Raw genomic sequence first — 17,273 nt, 5'->3', positions numbered from 1 at the left:
GCTGGTCAGGCGAGCCGGGCCCCGCTGCCCGCGACGACCTCCGGGCGGAGCAGGTCGGCGAGCCTCTCGGCCGGCAACAGACCCTTCTCCAGGACCAGTTCGGCCACGCCCCGGCCGGTGACGAGGGCCTCCTTGGCGATGTCGGTGGCCGCCGTGTAGCCGATGTGCGGGTTCAGGGCGGTGACCAGGCCGATGGAGTTCTCGACGGTCGCGCGCAGCCGCTCGGTGTTGGCGGTGATACCGGACACGCAGCGCTCGGCCAGGGTGAGGCAGGCGTTCCGCAGATGGGTGATCGACTCGGACAGCGAGTGCAGGATGACCGGCTCGAAGGCGTTCAGCTGGAGCTGTCCGGCCTCGGCGGCCATGGTGATGGCGACGTCGTTGCCGATGACCTCGAAGGCGACCTGGTTGACCACCTCGGGGATCACGGGGTTGACCTTGCCCGGCATGATCGACGAACCGGCCTGCACCGCCGGCAGGTTGATCTCGCCGAGCCCGGCGCGCGGCCCGGAGGACAGCAGGCGCAGGTCGTTGCAGCTCTTGGAGAGCTTGACGGCGATCCGCTTGAGCACGCCGGACATCTGCACGAACGCACCGCAGTCCTGGGTGGCCTCCACCAGGTTGGCGGCGGTGACCAGGGGCAGGCCGGTGAGGACGGACAGGTGCCTGCGGGCGGCCTCGGCGTATCCCTGCGGGGCGTTGAGGCCGGTGCCGATGGCCGTGGCACCGAGGTTGATCTCCTGGATCAGCTCGACGGCCTCCGCGAGCCGGCTGCGGTCCTCCTCGATCATGACGGCGAAGGCGGAGAACTCCTGGCCGAGCGTCATCGGCACGGCGTCCTGCAACTGCGTGCGGCCCATCTTGAGCACGTCACGGAACTCGACGGCCTTACGGGCGAAGGCGTCCTGGAGGACGGCCATCGCCTTGAGCAGGCCGCGTACCGCGAACACCGTCGCGATCTTCACGGCGGTCGGGTAGACGTCGTTGGTGGACTGGCCGAGGTTGACGTCCTCGTTGGGGTGCAGGTGGGTGTACTCGCCCTTGGCGTGGCCGAGCAGCTCCAGCCCGCGGTTCGCAACGACCTCGTTGGCGTTCATGTTGGTGGAGGTGCCGGCACCGCCCTGGATGACGTCCACGACGAACTGGTCGTGCAGGCCGCCGGCGCGGATCCCACGGCAGGCGGCGACGATCGCGGCGGCCTTTGGCGGCGCGAGCAGGCCGAGTTCCTCGTTCGCGAGGGCGGCGGCCTCCTTTACGGCGGCCAGGGCGTCGATCAGGTGCGGGTACGCGGAGATCGGGGTGCCGGTGATGGGGAAGTTCTCCGTCGCGCGCAGGGTGTGGATACCCCAGTACGCGTCGGCGGGCACCTCGCGGTCGCCGAGCAGATCGTGTTCGGAACGGGTGGGCGCGAGCATGAGGGTACGGGCCTCTTTCTGAGGTACGGAGGTGAAGGCGGCGCCCTCTCGGAGGGCGCGGGGAACTGCGCGGCCGGCATGTCCACCGGCTGGTGATGACGGGCGGCGCGGTCGGCGGTTGGGGGCAGGCGGTCGGTGTTCCTGTCGGGCAGTGGGCTCAGGGGGGCGGTCGGCGGTCAGCCGTCGGCAGTCGGCCGGCCATCCCGGGTCGGCGGCGGCAGTCGGCCGGGGCGGTGGCGGTCGAGGGGCGGGGGCGGGGCTGGGCCTCGGGCGTTCAGCCGTCGGCACCGGCAACCGGCAGTCCGGCCGGCCGTCGACGGTCGGCGGCAGCTGTCGGCTGGGGCGATGGCCATCGAGGGTCGGCGCTGGACGTTGGGCGATGGCGGTCGGCAATCGGGTTCGACGTTGGGCGATGGCGGTCGGCGATCGGGAACGGACTTGGGTGGTCGACCATTGGCGTCGGCGGCCGGCACTGGGCGATGAGCCGTCGGCGTCGACATCCGGTCGGCAATCGGCGCCCGGCTCAGGCGGTGGCCGTCGGCGCTGGGCTCGGCAGCCGACGGTCAGCGTCAGTCGGCGCCCACCACCTGCCACGCGACGCCCGGCACCCGGCACCCGGCACCCGGCGGAGCCCTACACGCAGGCGGGGGTCGGGACGGGGTCCAGCGCGCGCACCGTCCGTACGGACCCCACCGGCTCCCCGCCGCCCAGCAGCGGCTCCCCCGCGAAGGCGGTGAGCAGGCCGGGGTCCACACCCGCGCGGGCGAGCGCCGCCGCGGCGACCGGGATCCGCGCCCGGTTCGCGCCGTCGGCGATCTTCACGGCGACGGCCGTGCCGTCCGGCAGCGCGGCCACCTGGACGCCCTCGAAGCCGTCCTTGGCGAGCAGTCCGGGCACCGCCCGCATGAGTGCGGCCACGTCGCGGCCGGAGCCGGAGGCCATCTCGGCGTGCTCGCGCATGGCGTCGGCGACCCGGGCCTCGGGCGTGCCGGGCGCGGCCGAGGTGATGCGGGCCAGGGCGCGGGCGAGGCCGTGCAGCGAGATGGAGAACAGCGGGGCCCCGCAGCCGTCGACGCTCACACGGGCGACACGCTGGCCGGTGAGGTCCTCGACGGTCCGCGCGACGGCCTGCTGGAGCGGGTGTGCCGGGTCGAGGTAGTCCCCGAGGGTCCACCCGTTGAGCTTGGCGGTCCACAGCATGGCCGCGTGCTTGCCGGAGCAGTTCTGGGCGAGGCGGGACGGCGCCCGGCCCGCGCGGACCCACGCGTCGCGGACGGCCGGGTCGAACGGCATGTCCGGCACGTTGCGCAGGTCGTCCTCGCCGAGTCCGGCCAGGGCGAGGATGCGGCGGGTGCCGTCGAGGTGGCGCTCCTCGCCGGAGTGGCTGGCGGCCGCCAGCGACAGCAGCGCGCCGTCGAGGGGCAGGCCGGCACGCAGCATGGCCACGGCCTGGAGGGGCTTGACGGCCGAGCGCGGGTAGAAGGCGGCCTCGATGTCGCCGAGCTGGAACCGCACCTGGCCGTCGCCGTCGAGGACGACGACCGAGCCGTAGTGGATGCCCTCGACGACGCCGCTGCGCAGGAGGTGGGCGACGGGGGCGTGGAGGGGTTCGCGGACGACGGGCGCGTCCACGGGGGAACTGCTGAGCATCACTGCCTGCATCTCGGGGTCGGTTTCGGCCGGTACGCGGGTCACGCGTCCGCACCGGTGGACTGGCGCGTTATTCGGCCGGGGAGGCCGTACGGGCCCGTGGGCGGCGCCGCGACGATCGCCGGCGGAACGGGCCCGGTGGTGCGCCCGGCGCCGTGGGTGTGGGCGGGGAGCGCCACGGCACCGGTCGGGAGCCGTGGCGGGTCCGCGAAGTGCCGCCCGCTCACGTCTCAGGTCCGGACGGCGCGGGAAGGTCGGTGCGCCGGGGGCGCACGATGTCGGTGAGGGAGGTCTCGACGCGGTCCAGGTGGTGGCTCATGGCCTCCACCGCGTCGAGCTCGGAACCGTCGACGAGCGCCTCGACGATCGCCCGGTGCTCGCGGTTGGACTGCTCGCGGCGCCCGCCCAGCTCGTTGAGGAACGCCGACTGACGCGCGAGGGCGTCGCGGATCTCCTCGATGACCCGGCGGAAGACCGGGTTCTGGGCGGCCTCGGCCACGGCGAGGTGGAAGAGGGTGTCCATCGCGACCCAGGCGGTGGTGTCCGTCTCCCGTTCCATGCGGTCCAGGATGTGCACCAGGTGGTCCAGGTTCTCCGGGGTGCGGCGCAGGGCCGCGTATCCGGCGACCGGGATCTCTATGTGGCGGCGCACTTCGAGCAGGTCGCTGGCCGCGTAGTCGCCGAAGGTGGGGTCCTCGACCGAGCCGGCGACGACGAAGGTGCCCTTGCCGGTCCGGGAGACGGTCAGGCCCATCGTCTGCAGCGCGCGCAGCGCCTCGCGGAGCACGGGCCGGGACACCTCGAGGGTCCGGCACAGCTCGGCCTCGGAGGGAAGCTTGTCGCCGATGGCGTACTCGCCACGTTCGATGGCGCCGCGCAGGTGGGCGAGGACCGCTTCCATGGCACTGACGCGCCGCGGACCCAGACCACCTGTCTGGCTGTCTGACAGGTTCACGGGAGCGATCCTGCGCGCTGCGGACCGGGAGTGTCAAGCCGCGGGGTGCGGAGACGGCGACGGGGTGCGGCGCCCGGGGTCGGGCGGCCGCACCCCGTGGGTGGGCGGCGGGCCGGCTCAGCTGCTGAGCGTGCCGGTGCCGAGCAGGCCGAGCAGGAGCACGCCGACGACGATGCGGTAGATCACGAAGGCGTTGAAGGAGTGCTTGGCGACGAACTTGAGCAGCCACGCGATGGAGGCGTAGGCGACCACGAAGGACACGATCGTGCCGACGGCCAGCGGGGCCGCGCCCACACCGGCGCCGAGGGCGTCCTTGAGCTCGTACAGGCCGGCGCCGGTCAGGGCCGGGATGCCGAGGAAGAACGACAGGCGGGTGGCGGCGACGCGGTCCAGGTCGAGGATGAGCGCGGTGGACATGGTGGCGCCGGAGCGGGAGAAGCCGGGGAAGAGCAGGGCGAGGATCTGGGAGCAGCCGACCCACATGGCGTCCTTGAAGGACGTGTCGTCCTCACCACGCTTGTGGCGGCCCATCTGGTCGGCGGCCCACATGACGCCCGAGCCGGCGATCAGCGAGCCGGCGACCACCCAGAGCGAGGCGAGCGGGCCGTCGATCAGGGGCTTGGCCGCGAGGCCGACCACGACGATCGGGATGGTCGCGGCGATCACCCACCAGGCGAACTTGTAGTCGTGGTGGTAGCGCTCCTCGCGGTTGGTCAGACCGCGGAACCAGGCGGAGACGATCCGCTTGATGTCCTTGAAGAAGTACACGAGCACGGCGGCGATGGCGCCGACCTGGATGACGGCGGAGAAGCCGACGACCGACTTGTCGTCGACGGGGATGTTCATGAGCCCCTCGGTGATCTTCAGGTGGCCGGTGGAGGACACCGGGAGGAACTCGGTCACCCCCTCGACTACCCCGAGGACGACGGCCTGACCGACGGAGATGGCGCTCATGGGATCCAGTTCTGAAAAGAGGTAGTTGGTCGACAGTGCTGTAGACAGTACTCACTATGCCCGGCCGTGCGCGAGCCGCCTAGGCCCAGAGCGCACCGGCGAGCGCGACCCCGGCGAAGGCGGCCGCGAGGCCCGCCACCACGCTCGCGACGACGTTCACGGCAGCGTAGAGGCCGGAACCGGCCTCGGTCAGCCGCAGGGTCTCGTAGGAGAAGGTCGAGTACGTCGTCAGCGCCCCGCACAGGCCCGTGCCCAGCAGGAGCTGAAGGTGCGGGCCCGCGGCCCCGGCGGAGACCGCGCCCGTGAGCGTTCCCAGGATCAGGCAGCCGGTGACGTTCACCACGAAGGTGCCCCAGGGGAAGACCGAGTCGTGGCGGGCCTGCACGGCCCGGTCGGTAAGGTAGCGCAGGGGGGCGCCGACCACGGCACCCGCGATGACCAGCAGCCAGTTCACAACGAATTCTCACCCTTCGGATCCGCCTCGTCCGGGCCCGGCGAGCGGCCCACGTACCGGACGACCTCGCACTCGTCCAGCGTCACGAGGCCCTCGCCGACCAGCTCGTCCAGCTGCGGCAGGAACGCCCGGACCCGTTCCTCGGTGTCCACGACGACCACCGCGACCGGCAGGTCCTCGCTGAGGGACAGCAGCCGGGAGGTGTGGACGCAGGAGGAGGCGCCGAAGCCCTCGATGCCCCGGAAGACGCTGGCTCCGGCGAGTCCGGCGGCATGCGCGCGGTGCACGATCTCGGAGTAGAGGGGCTTGTGGTGCCAGGTGTCGTCCTCGCCGATGTAGACGGTCAGCCTGAGGGCGCGGCCGGTGAGTGACGTCATCGCTGCCTCCTGATGAGCACCCGGCGGGCGGCGGCCGACGCGAGCCACACCGCAGCGAGGGCCGCGACCAGCGTCGCGGCGAGATAGCCGAACCCCAGGCCGGGGCGGCCGGCGCCGACGAGCCTGCGGATGTCGACGGCGTAGGTGGAGAAGGTCGTGAACCCGCCGAGCACGCCGGTGCCGAAGAACGGGCGGACGAGGCGGTGGGCGGCCCACACGTCGGTGATGAGCACCATGAACACACCGATCACGGCGCAGCCGACGACGTTGGTCAGGAAGGTGGCCCAGGGGAAGCCGCCCTCGGGGGTGGGCAAGGCGAGAGTGAGCCCGTAGCGGGCCGACGCGCCGAGGGCACCGCCGACGGCGACCACCGCGACGACGGGTGCCTGGGTGCGCCACTCGGACCGCCGCCGAGGTGCGGGGCGGACGCGGACGTTCTCTGCTTCCGGGGCTGTCATGCTCGTACGTCTCCTGTTCGGGCTGCCCCGACGGGTGATCACGGCCGGGCACCAGGGTACCGCCGGACCGGGCCCGCCTACCCCGCGGCGGGCCGCGCGCACACCGCGACGCCGGGCTCCCAGAGGCTGCCGAGGATCAGGTGCTCGCCGGCCGTGCAGACACTCGTGACCATGCGGAAGCGGGAGCTGCGGCGGGTGAGGTGGTGCAAGGTCCGGCCGGTGTCGTCCACGGCCAGCACGCCGACGATCCGGCCCGGCCGGAACGGCGCGTGGACGGCGGCACGGGCGGCGGCGGAGCGGACGGCGGCCGGGGCGCGGTGCAGGAGGTCGAGCGGGGGGACGCGGGGGCCGGCCAGGGACACCCAGATCGGCCCGTCGGGGCCCTCCCGCCAGAGGTTGTCCGGCATCGCGGGGAGGGCGGCGAAGAGGTCGGTGTGCCCGGCGCGCGGACCGGTGAGGTGGTAGCGGGTGAGGCGGCGGGCGCCGGTCTCGGCGACGACCAGGAAGGAGCCGTCCGCGCTCGGGGCGAGCCCGTTGGCGAACTGCAGTCCCTCCAGCACGACTTCGGGTTCGCGGGACCCGGGGGCGAGCCGGAGCAGCCGCCCGGTTCCGGTGTGTTCGACGATGTCGCCCAGCCACTGGCCGAGGGGGTAGCGGCGGCTGGAGACGGTGAAGTACACGGTGCCGTCGGACAGGGCGACGACGTTGCTGCAGAAGCGGAGCCGCTCCCCCGCCACCGAGTCGGCGAGGACGCGCACGGTGCCGTCCTCCGGGTCGACGCGCAGCAGTCCGCGCTCGGCGTCGCACACCAGGAGGCCGCCGTCCGGGAGGAGTTCGAGACCGAGGGGGCGGCCACCGGTCTCGGCCAGCACCTCCACCCGGGCCGTGAGCCGGTCGCCGAGGTGGTGGACGCGGAGGATCCGCCCGTCCTCCACTCCGGTCAGCACGCGTCCCTGCGCGTCGGCCACCACGTCCTCGGGGCCGCGGGCGCCGAGGGAGACGTAGTGCAGCGGGACGAGTTCCGTGGAGCGGTCCATGTGCGATGCCCTTCGCCGTCGGTCGGCCCATCCTGGCAGCCGATCGGCGGGCGGGACCGCGTTCCCGGGAGACTCGACGCTCACCAGCCCTTTTCGAACATGCGGGCCACCTCGGCGATGCGGACCTCGTCGCGCCGGTAGTACGTACGGCAATGGAACCGCCGTGTGCGCAGCAGGCCCAGGCGGGTCAGCAGGTCCAGGTGGGCGAGGGCGGTCCGGCGCGGTACGCCCAGCTTCGCGGCGACGGCCCCGGCGGTGACGCCGGTGTCGGCGGGGTGGCACCGGCCCGCGGCCGGGAAGTGGGCCGCCGGGTCCTTGAGCCATTCGAGGATGGTCTGCCGTACGCGGCCCGAGGGAATGCCCATCGTCCGTCCGCCCTCCGTCCCCGGCCTCCTCCTACACGCTGCTCCCACTGTGGCGCGGCCGGCCCCGTCGCGTCCGGCAGTCCGCGACCGTTGTCCGGTACCGAACGGCCGTACGACCGGAAGGCGGGCGGCACCCCCCGGAAACACGGGGAGGACCCGGCCGCACACCGCTGCCGTCGCCTGCCCGGGCGGTGCGGCGATGGCCGGACGGCGACGGGGGCGCCAACCGGTCAGGATCGGAGAAGCCGTGGCGGGCTCCCCGGCCCTACGTTGAGAGCACCGACGGGGAATCCGTCGGTTCCCGCAGCTAGAAGGAGTGAGTGCCATGACCGCCGGCGTGCAGACGATCATCTACCCCGTGAAGGACCTGGAGCGGGCCAAGCCCCTGTTCGCCGCCCTGCTCGGCGTCGAGCCGTACGCGGACGAGCCGTACTACGTGGGGTTCAAGGCCGCCGGGCAGGACGTCGGTCTCGACCCGAACGGGCACGCCAAGGGCATGACCGGTCCGGTGCCGTACTGGCACGTGACGGATCTGAAGGGACGGCTCGCGGCCCTGCTGGCGGCCGGTGCCGAGCTCCTCCAGGACGCGCAGGACGTGGGCGGGGGGCGGCTCATCGCCTCGGTGAAGGACCCCGACGGCAATCTGGTGGGGCTGCTCCAGGACCCCGCGGCCTGAGGCCCGCCCGGCCCCCTGCGCAGCGCACTAGTTGCACACTCAATGACTGGCCGGATCGGTGCTACCGTGCGGATATGGCAGTCAAGACGGCCGACGCCCGGCTCGAGGAACGCTGGCGGGACATCCTCGCGGTGCACGCCCGCACGATGTGCGAGATCGACCGCGCGCTGCACCCGCACGGGCTGGGCGCGAGCGATTTCGAGGTGCTGGACATCCTGGCGTCCGAGTCCTCCGCCGAGGGCGACCAGTGCCGGGTGCAGAACCTCGTCGGGCGGGTGCATCTCAGCCAGAGCGCGCTGTCCCGGCTGATCGGCCGGCTGGAGAAGGACGGTCTGGTGGAGCGCTCGGTGTGCGCGGAGGACCGGCGCGGGGTGTGGGTCGCCCTCACCCGCAAGGGCCGCGAGCTGCACGCCCGGGTGCTGCCCCTCCAGCGGGCGGTGCTCCAGCGCATGCTGGCCGAGCAGGAGGGCTCCGCGCCCCGCTCCTAGAGCACCAGCTCCGTTCCGTCCGCGAGGACCTCGACGCCTTCCGCGGCGACCCGCGCGCGTGCCGGCGAGGAGGGATCCAGCAGGGGGTTCGTGTGCCCGAGGTGGTTGTAGATCCGGCGTGCGCCGAGGTGGCGGGCGAGTTCGCCGAGAGTGCCGCCCGGGCCCGTGACCGGCAGATGGGTCCCGGCGGCCCACCCGGCGCCGGCCCGGACCGCCGAACCCCCCTCCTCGGCCGCGAAGTAGGTGCCGTCGACCAGCACGCAGTCGGCCTCGGCGCACAGGTCGTCCAACTCCGTGCTCCAGGCACCGACGCACGGGGCGTAGAGCAGGACTCCCCCGCTGGCCAGATCCTCGATGCGGTACGCCGTCACCCACGCGCGCTCGGGCAGCGGTGCCTGCACGGGAACGTACGCGGGGACCTTCGCGCCCACCGGACGGGCCGTGACGACCAGCCCGCCGGCCAGCACGAAGCCGCCGTCGGCGAGACTGTCCGGCCATTCCCACGGGGTGTGGCGGTCCAGGGCGGCCCGTGCCGGTGCCAGGGCCGCCCGCACCGGCGGGGCCGCGTACACCTTCAGACCCGTCGCCCCGCGCAGCTCGGTCAGCCCGGTGACGTGGTCGTACTCCGCGTCGGTCAGCAGCACCCCGCGCACCGGCGTGTCCCGGAGGCCGGGTCCGGGCCACAGGGCACCGGTCGCGGCCAGCTGGGTGCGCAGGTCGGGTGAGGCGTTCAGCAGCCACCAGTCGCGCCCGTTGCCGGTGACGGCGGCGCACTCACGGGTCCGGGAGGGCAGCCGGCCGCCACGGGCCGCGGAGCACGGCTCGCAGGCGCAGTTCCACTGCGGGAAGCCGCCGCCGGCGGCGGTGCCCAACAGGACGACCCTCACGGCCATCGGCTCCTTCCCGCTCGCCCGGATTCCCTTCATTTCTTCCGCTGGGATCTTCCCTGCCGAGGGGTGGGTGCTACCCCTGGACGGGGGGCAGATCCGGCCGTCCTTCGCCGGGCCGCCGGTCCGCCGGGCGCTGCGGCGGGATCGGCTCGCCGCCGAAGTCACGGGGCCCGGTCCACAGGGCCGGTACGGCGTCGCAGCGGCGGCACAGCTCGTAGGCGATCGCCTCGTAGTTGACCCGCCAGCCCCGGTACTGCGGCCAGGCGTCCTTCGGTGAGCACTGCGCGCGGAACCCGGCCGTCCCCAGCATGGCCACCGCCGCCTCGAACTCGGCGAAGGTGAGGCGGACGGGCGCCGCGGGCGACGGGTCGACGTCGAAGGGGATGCGCAGGACCCGGGCGATGTCCCGCAGGGCGGTGAATCCGGCGCGCAGCACCAGCCGGGCCTCCGGCGGGGCGAGCCGCGGGTCCAGGGCGAGCTGCAGGGCCGCCGCGTCCATGACGGCGACGAGACCCACCAGCCAGCTGCGGTGCGGGCGCGGGGAGCGGAAGGTCAGCAGGATCGGGTACGTGGAGTGACTCTCGCCCATGTCCGAGGCGAGTCGTTCCCAGGCCCGGTACAGCTCGGGCAGGGCGGTCTCGGTCTCGACCAGCCACTGCCGGGCGAGGATCTCCGGCCCCCAGGCGGGCTCGCCGGCCCGTGCCTGGAGCAGGGTGACCTCCAGTTCGCGCCGGTTGTAGGCGGCGTAGAGGGTGGGCAGGTAGGCGATCTGGAGGGCGATGAGGACCGGCCCGGTGGCCGCGGCCAGGAAGTCGATCGCCGACAGCTTCAGGCGGGCGCCGCCGGCGAAACCGAGCGTGAACAGGCTGGAGCCGGCCTCCCGGAACGCGGTGGCCCAGGACAACGGGGACAGGGCGAACAGCAGCAGCCCGTATCCGAGGAGGGCACCCGCCAGCCAGCCGGCGAGCATGCCGATGAGCATCAGCGGGGCGAGCCAGGTCTGCGCGCGGTCGACGGCGTCGTAGCCGCCGCGCAGGGCGGCGAGCCGGAGCGCGCGGCGAAGCAGCCACCAGAGACGGAAGACGAGCCCGGAGTAGAGGCCCCGGGGCACGACGAGGGTGCGGAGGATGCTGCTCAGCACCGATGCGAGGATCAGGGCCCCGGCCACGCCGGAGATCAATGCCATGCGCTCATTCTGGCGCCGCGAGTGCCCGCTCCCCGGGTTTCGCGGCTGGCGGCCCCCGGGTTTCGCGGCCGGCGGCGAGGGCGTGGTGGCCGGTGGCGGCTCCCGCGGCGCCGGGGCGGTGCGGGAAGCGGACAGGTACCGCGCGATTCGGCGAGCCAGACGGGGCCGCTACGCCTACCGTGTGGCTCTCGGTGATCGGGGGATCACCGCACGGGGTGAGCGGAGGTCGGCGCCGCTCACCCCGCGGTGTCAGCGGGCCAGCAGGGTGCGTACGCCCCGTGAGGTCAGGGTCAGCGCGTGGGCGGAGCTGCCGTCGATGGCGAGGGAGAGGTCCTCCTCCGGCCACTGCGAGGCGAGCGCGCCCAGCGGGATCAGACGGTAGCGCGAGACGAACGGCAGCAGCTCGGCCATCTCGCCCTCCGAGGTGAACACCGGGACGACCGGGTCGCCGTCGGGCTGTTCCAGGACGGGCAGCGCCACCGTGGTGGCGTCGGCACCCTCACCGTCCACGGTGTCGTCCGGCACGGGCACGAGCACGTCGGTGTGGGCGAGGGTGTCCAGAGCGGCCTGGTCCTCTGCGTTCAGGGTCAGCGCGTCCAGCGCCTGCTGGGCCGGCGTGGGCAGGTCGTCGTGTGCGGGTGTCTCCATGGCAGGTCCCCTGGTAGCGGCGGTCGTACGGGCCACCCGGACGGTTGGAGCCGGGCGTGCTCCGCCTCGCGTACCCAAGGGGGTCCGGGGCATGCGTGAGGATCGGCGGGAGGTCCCGTGGGGGACGGATGGGGACGCCGGTTCCGGTGGGACGGGGACGGTGAGAATCGACCAGCGGTGGTGACCGTCGCCCCCGCGCCGTTCCGGCGGCGCGGCCCAGCGTGACCGTATGCCGATGCAGTCCTGGTTCCGCGACGTCGAGCTGGGCATCTTCGTTCACTGGGGCGTCTCCGCGGTGGACGGAGCCCCGGAGTCCTGGTCGTCGACGGCTTCACGGCGTCCCGCCACGACCCCGCGCGCCTGGGCGGATCTGTTCGCCCGGGCCGGCGCCCGCTACGCGGTGCTCACCGCACGACACCACGACGGCGTGGCCCTGTGGGACAGCGCCCACGGCGAGCTGGACGTGGCCCGCCGGAGCCCGGCCGGACGCGACCTGATCGCCGGGTACGCCGAAGCCCTGCGGGAGCGCGGGCTGCGCGTGGGCCTCTACTACTCGCACTCGGACAGGAGCCATCCCGACTACGCGAGCGTCCGGTACGCCCGCCCCGGTGCGGAGGACCCGGCGGCCTGGGCGCGGTACCTCACCCGCCGGGACGGTCAGGTCGGTGAGCTGGTCGAGCGGTACCGGCCGGACCTGGCGGGCAACCCGGACACGGTCCTCAACGCCCGCGTGCTGCGCCACGGCGACTACGCCACGGGAACTGTGCCTGACCGTCAACGACTCCTGGGGTCTCCAGCACCGGGACCACCGGCACACGTCGGTCGGGCAGCTGGAGCGCCACTTCACGGAGACGATCGGCGCGGGCGGCAGCCCCGCCAGCCGTGCCGTCTGCTCCACCGGGATCGTGCCGTCGGCGCGCGGGCCCACGCCGAGCAGCAGGTTGGGTTTCGACGTGCGGCGCGAGACGGTGTCCGTGCGCGGGCCGCGCAACCGGGTGCGCCGGGTGAGCGTGCTGGCACGGGTGCCGAGCTGGGCCACGAGGCCACCGGCGGACTGCTCGAGGTGCCGGGGGTGACCTGGCTCGACGCGCCGGCGGCGGACGTGGACGAGTACGCCACCGGACTCGCCGGGGAACTCGACGGTGAGCTGGACCTCTACCGGGGCACGGGGCGCACCTGACCCGGGCGGGCGGTGCTCAGGGTCCGGGCTCCGCGAGCAGGTCGGCGACGGTGGTGATCTCGATCAGCGGTCCGTACAGCGCCATCACCCGCAGGGCCCTGAGGTGGGAGTCGTCGTCGACGCCCGCGCAGGCGTCCGCCACGACCGTCACCCGGGTACCGGCGTCGGCGGCGGCCAGGGCGGTGGACAGTACGCAGCAGTCGGTGCTGACGCCGGCCAGGACCAGACGCTCGTCCGGGGCGAGGCGTGCGGCGAGTCGCGGGGTCCATTTGCCGAAGGTGGGAGCGTCCACGACATGCTCGGGGTGGTCCCCGAACCCGTCGGTCAGCTGCCAGAGCCCGGCGTCCGGCGGCTGGAGGGCGAAGGGCCACCGCGCGTAGTAGGCGCGCCAGGCGCCGCTCGGCTCACGGGGAGCGATGAAGCGGGTGAAGGTGACGCGTCCGGCGAAGGCCGGCAGCAGGGCCCGTACGCCGGCCGCCGCGTCGGCGTACCGGGGCGTGGCCCAGGGGCTCGCGGGGTCGGCGAAGACCCGCTGCATGTCGATGACGGCGAGCAGGCCGGGCGCGGGGGTCATGTGCGGTACGTCCCCTCGTCCAAGGCCGGGCTGGGCGCCTGCGTCTCCTGCTCGCGCACCCGGCCCCGGCTCAGCACCAGGGTGCCGAGGAAGGCGAGGACCAGGGCCGCCAGGACGCCCAGGTTGGCGTACGCCCAAGCGCCGTCCTTGCCGCCGAGGCCCAGCGGCCCGAGGAGGTAGCCCTGCCAGGTCAGCCAGTCGGCGGCGGTGTTGGTGACCAGGCCCCAGCCGACGGCCGTGGCGGTCAGGGTGAGCACGAGAGGAGCCGGGGGGACGTCGCCGTAGCGGCCGTGCGGTCGGTACAGGTCGCCCTCGTCGTAGTCGCGGCGGCGCAGCGCCAGGTCGGCGAGCATGATCCCGCACCAGGCGGCGATGGGGACGCCGAGCGTGGTGAGAAAGCCCATGAACTGGCCGAGGAAGTCGTCGGCGAAGAACACGATGTAGACGGAGCCGGCGATCATCAGGACGCCGTCCACAAGCGCGGCCAGGTACCGGGGCACCCGCAGGCCGGCCGAGAGCAGCGCCAGGCCGGAGGAGTAGATGTCGAGGACGGCCCCGCCGACCAGGCCGAGCACCGCGACCACGGCGAACGGCACGAGGAACCAGGTCGGCAGGATCGTCGTCAGCGCGCCGATGGGATCGGCCGCGACGGCTTTGCTCAGCTCCGGCGAGGAACCGGCCAGCAGCAGACCGAAGACCAGCAGGAGCAGCGGGGCGGCGGAGGCGCCGAAGGCGGTCCAGCCGATCACGCCCCGGCCGGACGAGCTTCGGGGCAGGTAGCGGGAGTAGTCGGCGGCCGCGTTGACCCAGCCGAGGCCGAAGCCGGTCATCATGAACACCAGCGCGCCGATGAGCTGCTGGGCGGAGCCGGACGGGATCGCGCGGACCGTGTCCCAGTGGACGTGGTCGGCGACCAGGGCGATGTAGACGACGGTGAGCACGCCCGTGATCAGGGTGATCCAGGTCTGCAGCCGCATGATCAGGTCGAAGCCCATGACCCCGCCGACGACGGTCAGGGCGGCGACCACCGCGAGCGCGACCGCCTGGGTCCCGGTGCCCCCGCCCCAGCCGAGCCGCCCGAAGACGGTCGCGGTGGCCATGGTGGCGAGCGCGGTGAGGACCGTCTCCCAACCGACGGTGAGCATCCAGGAGACGAGGGAGGGCAGCCGGTTGCCGCGCACCCCGTACGCGGCTCGGCTGAGCACCATCGTGGGTGCCGAGCCGCGCTTTCCGGCGACCGCGATGAAGCCGCACAGCAGGAAGGAGACGACGATGCCGAGCACGCCTGCGGCGAGCGCCTGCCAGAAGGAGATGCCGAAACCGAGGGCGAAGGCGCCGTAGCTGAGCCCGAGGACGGAGACGTTGGCGCCGAACCACGGCCAGAACAACGTGCGGGGGGTGCCCTTGCGTTCCGCGTCCCGGATCACGTCGAGCCCGTGGGTCTCCATCCGCAGGGGACGGTCGGCGGGTCCTTCGTCACCGGAGTCCTGCGGTCGGGTCATCGCGGCGCCCACCTGCCCTGCCTGTCCGGACCTGTCCGATCATGCCAAGTGTGCTCACGCTAGGTCGGTGCCCGGAGAGCGTCAAGAACATGACCGCTGAACGATCAACCGGGCCGCTCATGGGTGGAGTTGAGTCGGCTCAGCGGCCGAACTCCTCCTGGATCGGCGTCCTCGGCTCTTCCCTCAGATGCTGCGAGAGGCCGGGCTTGCCGCCGTGCCGCGCCCGTTGCGTGCGGCGGCGGCCGGGATCCGGGTCCGGGGCCGCCCGGACCGACCTCGCCACGGCCTCGCGGCTGGGGTACTCCTCGGCCGGGATCCCGCGCAGGGCCGTGACGACCCCGCCGGACGCGCCGGCCTCGCGCGCGGCCGTGACCAGCCGGTCCCTGTCGGCCGGGTAGGTGACGTCCTTCAGCGCGTGCAGCACTTCGGGGACGCTGGTACGGGCCATGCGGGGGACCTCCTGTTTCCTCGTTCACCTCGTCCGACACCGGCCGGAGTCGATCCCGGCGCCGGTGCCGGGTGGACCGCGCCCCTGTCACTCCCCGGGCGCGCCCCCGGCGTCCTGCTCATCGGTGTCGGAGCCCTCCGCCTGCGACGGAGTGGTGCGCGGCGGCTGATCCGGCTCCGGACCGTCCCGCTCGCCCTCGGCCAGGGAAGGGGTGCTCTCACTCATGGGGCCTCCCACGCTCCTCGTCCGTTCTCGGCATCCAGATCCGGGTACCCACCCCGCCCGCGCCCCACCGCCGCCCGGGATGCCGGACCCGGGCCGGAACGCACATGTCTGCGGCCCCCCGGCGGAGACATGAGCCGCCTCTTCGCCAAGAGGTTGCAGGACCTGGCGGTGACATCCCTCACAGCCCCGGCGGCGACTAGGCGCCACGGTTAGTAGATGCCGCTCCGCTGACATAAAGGATTTGTCCGTCTTGCCGGGCGTGCCAAGCGGCTCTCCGGGGTCAGCGCGACAGCGGCCCGGCGTCGTTCCGCATTCTGCGCCGCATGCGCGTTCCTGACGACCCGACAGCAGTTCGCAAACGTCGCGGACGCGAACCCCACATCTCCGACGACGCCTGGCAAGGGGCGCGCGCGGCTACGAAGCGCGGTAGTAGATGGACCACTTTGCGCTCGCTGTGAGGCCGTCCTGAGAATGAGCGCTCGGCGATCACCGAGTGAGGTTGACGTATGGGCCAGCATCGAAGGAAGCAGCACTACCGGCGGATAGTCATCACCGCCGCCGCCATCGGAGCCGTGGGCGTGCCGTCGGTCGCCCTGGCGTGCTCCGAGTGGCCGTCCGGCGCGCAGGAGCCGTCGTACGCCGCCCCGACGAGTACGCCCGTGGCGCGGTGGCACCACACGCACAGGCATCACCACCGCAACTTTTTCCCCGCGGCGCCGCAGTCCTCCGCGTCGTCCGCGCCCCCGGCCACCGCCCATCCGAGTGCGCCGAAGAAGGCCGAGGCACCCGAGCCCAGGAACACCACCGCTCCGAGCGCGCCTCGGGCCACCGTGCCCACCGCTCCGGCGGCTCCGGCCGCCCCCACGGCCCCGGCCACCCACGCGGCGCCCTCCTCACCGAGCACCCCCAAGCCGACCGCCACGGCGTCCGGGGTCACCGCCCGGATCGTGCAGCTCGTCAACGCCGAGCGTGCGAAGGCCGGTTGCCAGCCGCTGACGCTGAACTCGGCCCTGACGAAGGCCGCGCAGGCGCACAGCGCGGACATGGCGGCCCACCAGAACATGTCGCACACCGGATCCGACGGGTCGGCCCCGGGCGACCGCATCACGCGCGCCGGCTACACCTGGAGCAGCTACGGCGAGAACGTCGCCTACGGCTACTCCACCCCGGAGCAGGTCATGGACGGCTGGATGTCCAGCCCGGGGCACCGGGCCAACATCCTCAACTGTTCGTTCAAGGAGATCGGCGTCGGTCTCGCGCAGCCGAACAGCTACTGGACCCAGGACTTCGGCACGGCCAGGTGAGCCGCGGTCCCGGAAGAAGCAGGACGTGACGGCGGGCGCCGTGCGCGGCACCGACAGGGTGCCGCGCACGGCGCCCGCCGTCGTGCCGTGGGGGCAAGGCGGACGTCGGGCGCCGTGCGGGCCGGCGGCCCGCCGGTGGGAGCGGCCGGAGAGCCGGCGGTGGGCGGCGCCGAGCACCGCGGCCTGGAAGAGGGCGCTGACGACCGAAGCGGGGCCACAGGAGCGGACCGGGCGGGGAAGCGGCGCTCTTTCGGCACGGTGGTGCGCCACCACCTGCTCAGTCCGCTCGCGCTCGGCTACCCGGCGGTGGTGCCGGAGTCCTCGGCTGGATCGCGGGCCTCGTGCTGTTCGGGGACCCCGGTTTCGCCGCCGTGTGGGCGTTCCTGCTGACGGGCCCGACGTCGTGGATGTTCCTCTTCCTGCCAGCGTGCGGGTACGTCACCCGGTTCCGGGGCCGTCGTCGTGCCGCGGCGCCGGCGGCGTGGCG

Annotated in this window: 19 protein-coding genes and 1 pseudogene; 4 read left to right on the top strand and 16 right to left on the bottom strand. The window is 73.4% G+C overall.

The features are described 5' to 3' along the window. Window positions 1-5: 5 nt before the first annotated feature. The 9 genes from aspA to BLW57_RS34430 all read right to left on the bottom strand — a co-directional run bounded on the left by aspA (window position 6) and on the right by BLW57_RS34430 (window position 7,665). A complete protein-coding gene (aspA, locus tag BLW57_RS34470) occupies window positions 6-1,415 on the bottom strand; it encodes an aspartate ammonia-lyase (RefSeq protein ID WP_093479620.1) in 1,410 nt (469 codons plus the stop codon). 633 nt (window positions 1,416-2,048) lie between these two features. Then, on the bottom strand, window positions 2,049-3,065 hold the full coding sequence (locus BLW57_RS34465; RefSeq protein ID WP_093481039.1) for an asparaginase: 1,017 nt from the start codon (window positions 3,063-3,065) through the stop codon (window positions 2,049-2,051). A 223-nt stretch (window positions 3,066-3,288) separates the two neighbouring features. Continuing rightward, window positions 3,289-3,966 (bottom strand): FadR/GntR family transcriptional regulator, encoded by a 678-nt coding sequence (locus BLW57_RS34460; RefSeq protein ID WP_093479619.1) that lies wholly within the window; start codon window positions 3,964-3,966, stop codon window positions 3,289-3,291. Between the two features lie 171 nt (window positions 3,967-4,137). Beyond that, the gene (locus BLW57_RS34455) at window positions 4,138-4,974 is read right to left on the bottom strand and encodes an undecaprenyl-diphosphate phosphatase (RefSeq protein WP_093479618.1); all 837 of its coding nucleotides are present in this window, start codon (window positions 4,972-4,974) and stop codon (window positions 4,138-4,140) included. Window positions 4,975-5,053: 79 nt separating this feature from the next. Further along, on the bottom strand, window positions 5,054-5,428 hold the full coding sequence (gene crcB, locus BLW57_RS34450; protein WP_093479617.1) for a fluoride efflux transporter CrcB: 375 nt from the start codon (window positions 5,426-5,428) through the stop codon (window positions 5,054-5,056). Next, on the bottom strand, window positions 5,425-5,805 hold the full coding sequence (locus tag BLW57_RS34445) for a DUF190 domain-containing protein (RefSeq protein ID WP_093479616.1): 381 nt from the start codon (window positions 5,803-5,805) through the stop codon (window positions 5,425-5,427). The genes crcB (BLW57_RS34450) and BLW57_RS34445 overlap by 4 nt, the downstream gene beginning before the upstream one ends. Further along, window positions 5,802-6,263: a fluoride efflux transporter CrcB gene (crcB, locus tag BLW57_RS34440; RefSeq protein WP_093479615.1), complete on the bottom strand. Its 462-nt coding sequence runs from the start codon at window positions 6,261-6,263 to the stop codon at window positions 5,802-5,804. Before crcB (BLW57_RS34440) ends, BLW57_RS34445 begins: the two co-directional genes overlap by 4 nt. A 77-nt stretch (window positions 6,264-6,340) precedes the next feature. Further along, entirely contained in the window at window positions 6,341-7,300 is a 960-nt protein-coding gene (locus tag BLW57_RS34435; RefSeq protein WP_093479614.1) for an SMP-30/gluconolactonase/LRE family protein, read from the bottom strand. Between the two features lie 80 nt (window positions 7,301-7,380). Then, on the bottom strand, window positions 7,381-7,665 hold the full coding sequence (locus BLW57_RS34430) for a helix-turn-helix domain-containing protein (protein ID WP_093479613.1): 285 nt from the start codon (window positions 7,663-7,665) through the stop codon (window positions 7,381-7,383). Window positions 7,666-7,990: 325 nt separating this feature from the next. Between BLW57_RS34430 and BLW57_RS34425 the strand changes: the two genes are divergently transcribed. Beyond that, complete coding sequence (locus BLW57_RS34425; protein WP_093479612.1) at window positions 7,991-8,341, top strand: VOC family protein; 351 nt, start codon at window positions 7,991-7,993, stop codon at window positions 8,339-8,341. Window positions 8,342-8,415: 74 nt separating this feature from the next. Next, complete coding sequence (locus BLW57_RS34420) at window positions 8,416-8,829, top strand: MarR family winged helix-turn-helix transcriptional regulator (protein ID WP_093479611.1); 414 nt, start codon at window positions 8,416-8,418, stop codon at window positions 8,827-8,829. Here the strand turns inward: BLW57_RS34420 and pqqB are convergent. The 3 genes from pqqB to BLW57_RS34405 all read right to left on the bottom strand — a co-directional run bounded on the left by pqqB (window position 8,826) and on the right by BLW57_RS34405 (window position 11,553). After that, the gene (pqqB, locus tag BLW57_RS34415; protein WP_256339655.1) at window positions 8,826-9,722 is read right to left on the bottom strand and encodes a pyrroloquinoline quinone biosynthesis protein PqqB; all 897 of its coding nucleotides are present in this window, start codon (window positions 9,720-9,722) and stop codon (window positions 8,826-8,828) included. The two genes, BLW57_RS34420 and pqqB, sit on opposite strands and share 4 nt — an antisense overlap. A 70-nt stretch (window positions 9,723-9,792) precedes the next feature. Continuing rightward, entirely contained in the window at window positions 9,793-10,905 is a 1,113-nt protein-coding gene (locus BLW57_RS34410) for a hypothetical protein (protein WP_143051633.1), read from the bottom strand. A gap of 249 nt (window positions 10,906-11,154) precedes the next feature. Further along, window positions 11,155-11,553, bottom strand: coding sequence for an SseB family protein (locus tag BLW57_RS34405; RefSeq protein ID WP_093479610.1), 399 nt, complete (start codon window positions 11,551-11,553; stop codon window positions 11,155-11,157). A 229-nt stretch (window positions 11,554-11,782) separates the two neighbouring features. Between BLW57_RS34405 and BLW57_RS34400 the strand changes: the two are divergent. Then, a pseudogene (locus BLW57_RS34400) lies at window positions 11,783-12,733 on the top strand (alpha-L-fucosidase). A 16-nt stretch (window positions 12,734-12,749) separates the two neighbouring features. Here BLW57_RS34400 and BLW57_RS34395 read toward each other — a convergent pair. The 4 genes from BLW57_RS34395 to BLW57_RS41605 all read right to left on the bottom strand — a co-directional run bounded on the left by BLW57_RS34395 (window position 12,750) and on the right by BLW57_RS41605 (window position 15,482). Then, window positions 12,750-13,307, bottom strand: coding sequence for a cysteine hydrolase family protein (locus BLW57_RS34395; RefSeq protein ID WP_093479609.1), 558 nt, complete (start codon window positions 13,305-13,307; stop codon window positions 12,750-12,752). Further along, window positions 13,304-14,809: a purine-cytosine permease family protein gene (locus BLW57_RS34390; RefSeq protein WP_093479608.1), complete on the bottom strand. Its 1,506-nt coding sequence runs from the start codon at window positions 14,807-14,809 to the stop codon at window positions 13,304-13,306. Before BLW57_RS34390 ends, BLW57_RS34395 begins: the two co-directional genes overlap by 4 nt. A gap of 139 nt (window positions 14,810-14,948) precedes the next feature. Beyond that, on the bottom strand, window positions 14,949-15,257 hold the full coding sequence (locus BLW57_RS34385; protein WP_093479607.1) for a DUF2795 domain-containing protein: 309 nt from the start codon (window positions 15,255-15,257) through the stop codon (window positions 14,949-14,951). Between the two features lie 87 nt (window positions 15,258-15,344). Further along, entirely contained in the window at window positions 15,345-15,482 is a 138-nt protein-coding gene (locus BLW57_RS41605; protein WP_176985832.1) for a hypothetical protein, read from the bottom strand. Window positions 15,483-15,988: 506 nt separating this feature from the next. Between BLW57_RS41605 and BLW57_RS34380 the strand changes: the two genes are divergently transcribed. Continuing rightward, window positions 15,989-16,786: a CAP domain-containing protein gene (locus BLW57_RS34380; protein ID WP_093479606.1), complete on the top strand. Its 798-nt coding sequence runs from the start codon at window positions 15,989-15,991 to the stop codon at window positions 16,784-16,786. Window positions 16,787-17,273: the final 487 nt, after the last annotated feature.

The sequence above is a fragment of the Streptomyces sp. 1222.5 genome (assembly GCF_900105245.1).
Lineage (GTDB): Bacteria > Actinomycetota > Actinomycetes > Streptomycetales > Streptomycetaceae > Streptomyces > Streptomyces albidocamelliae.
This window is presented reverse-complemented; position numbering and strand designations above follow the sequence as displayed.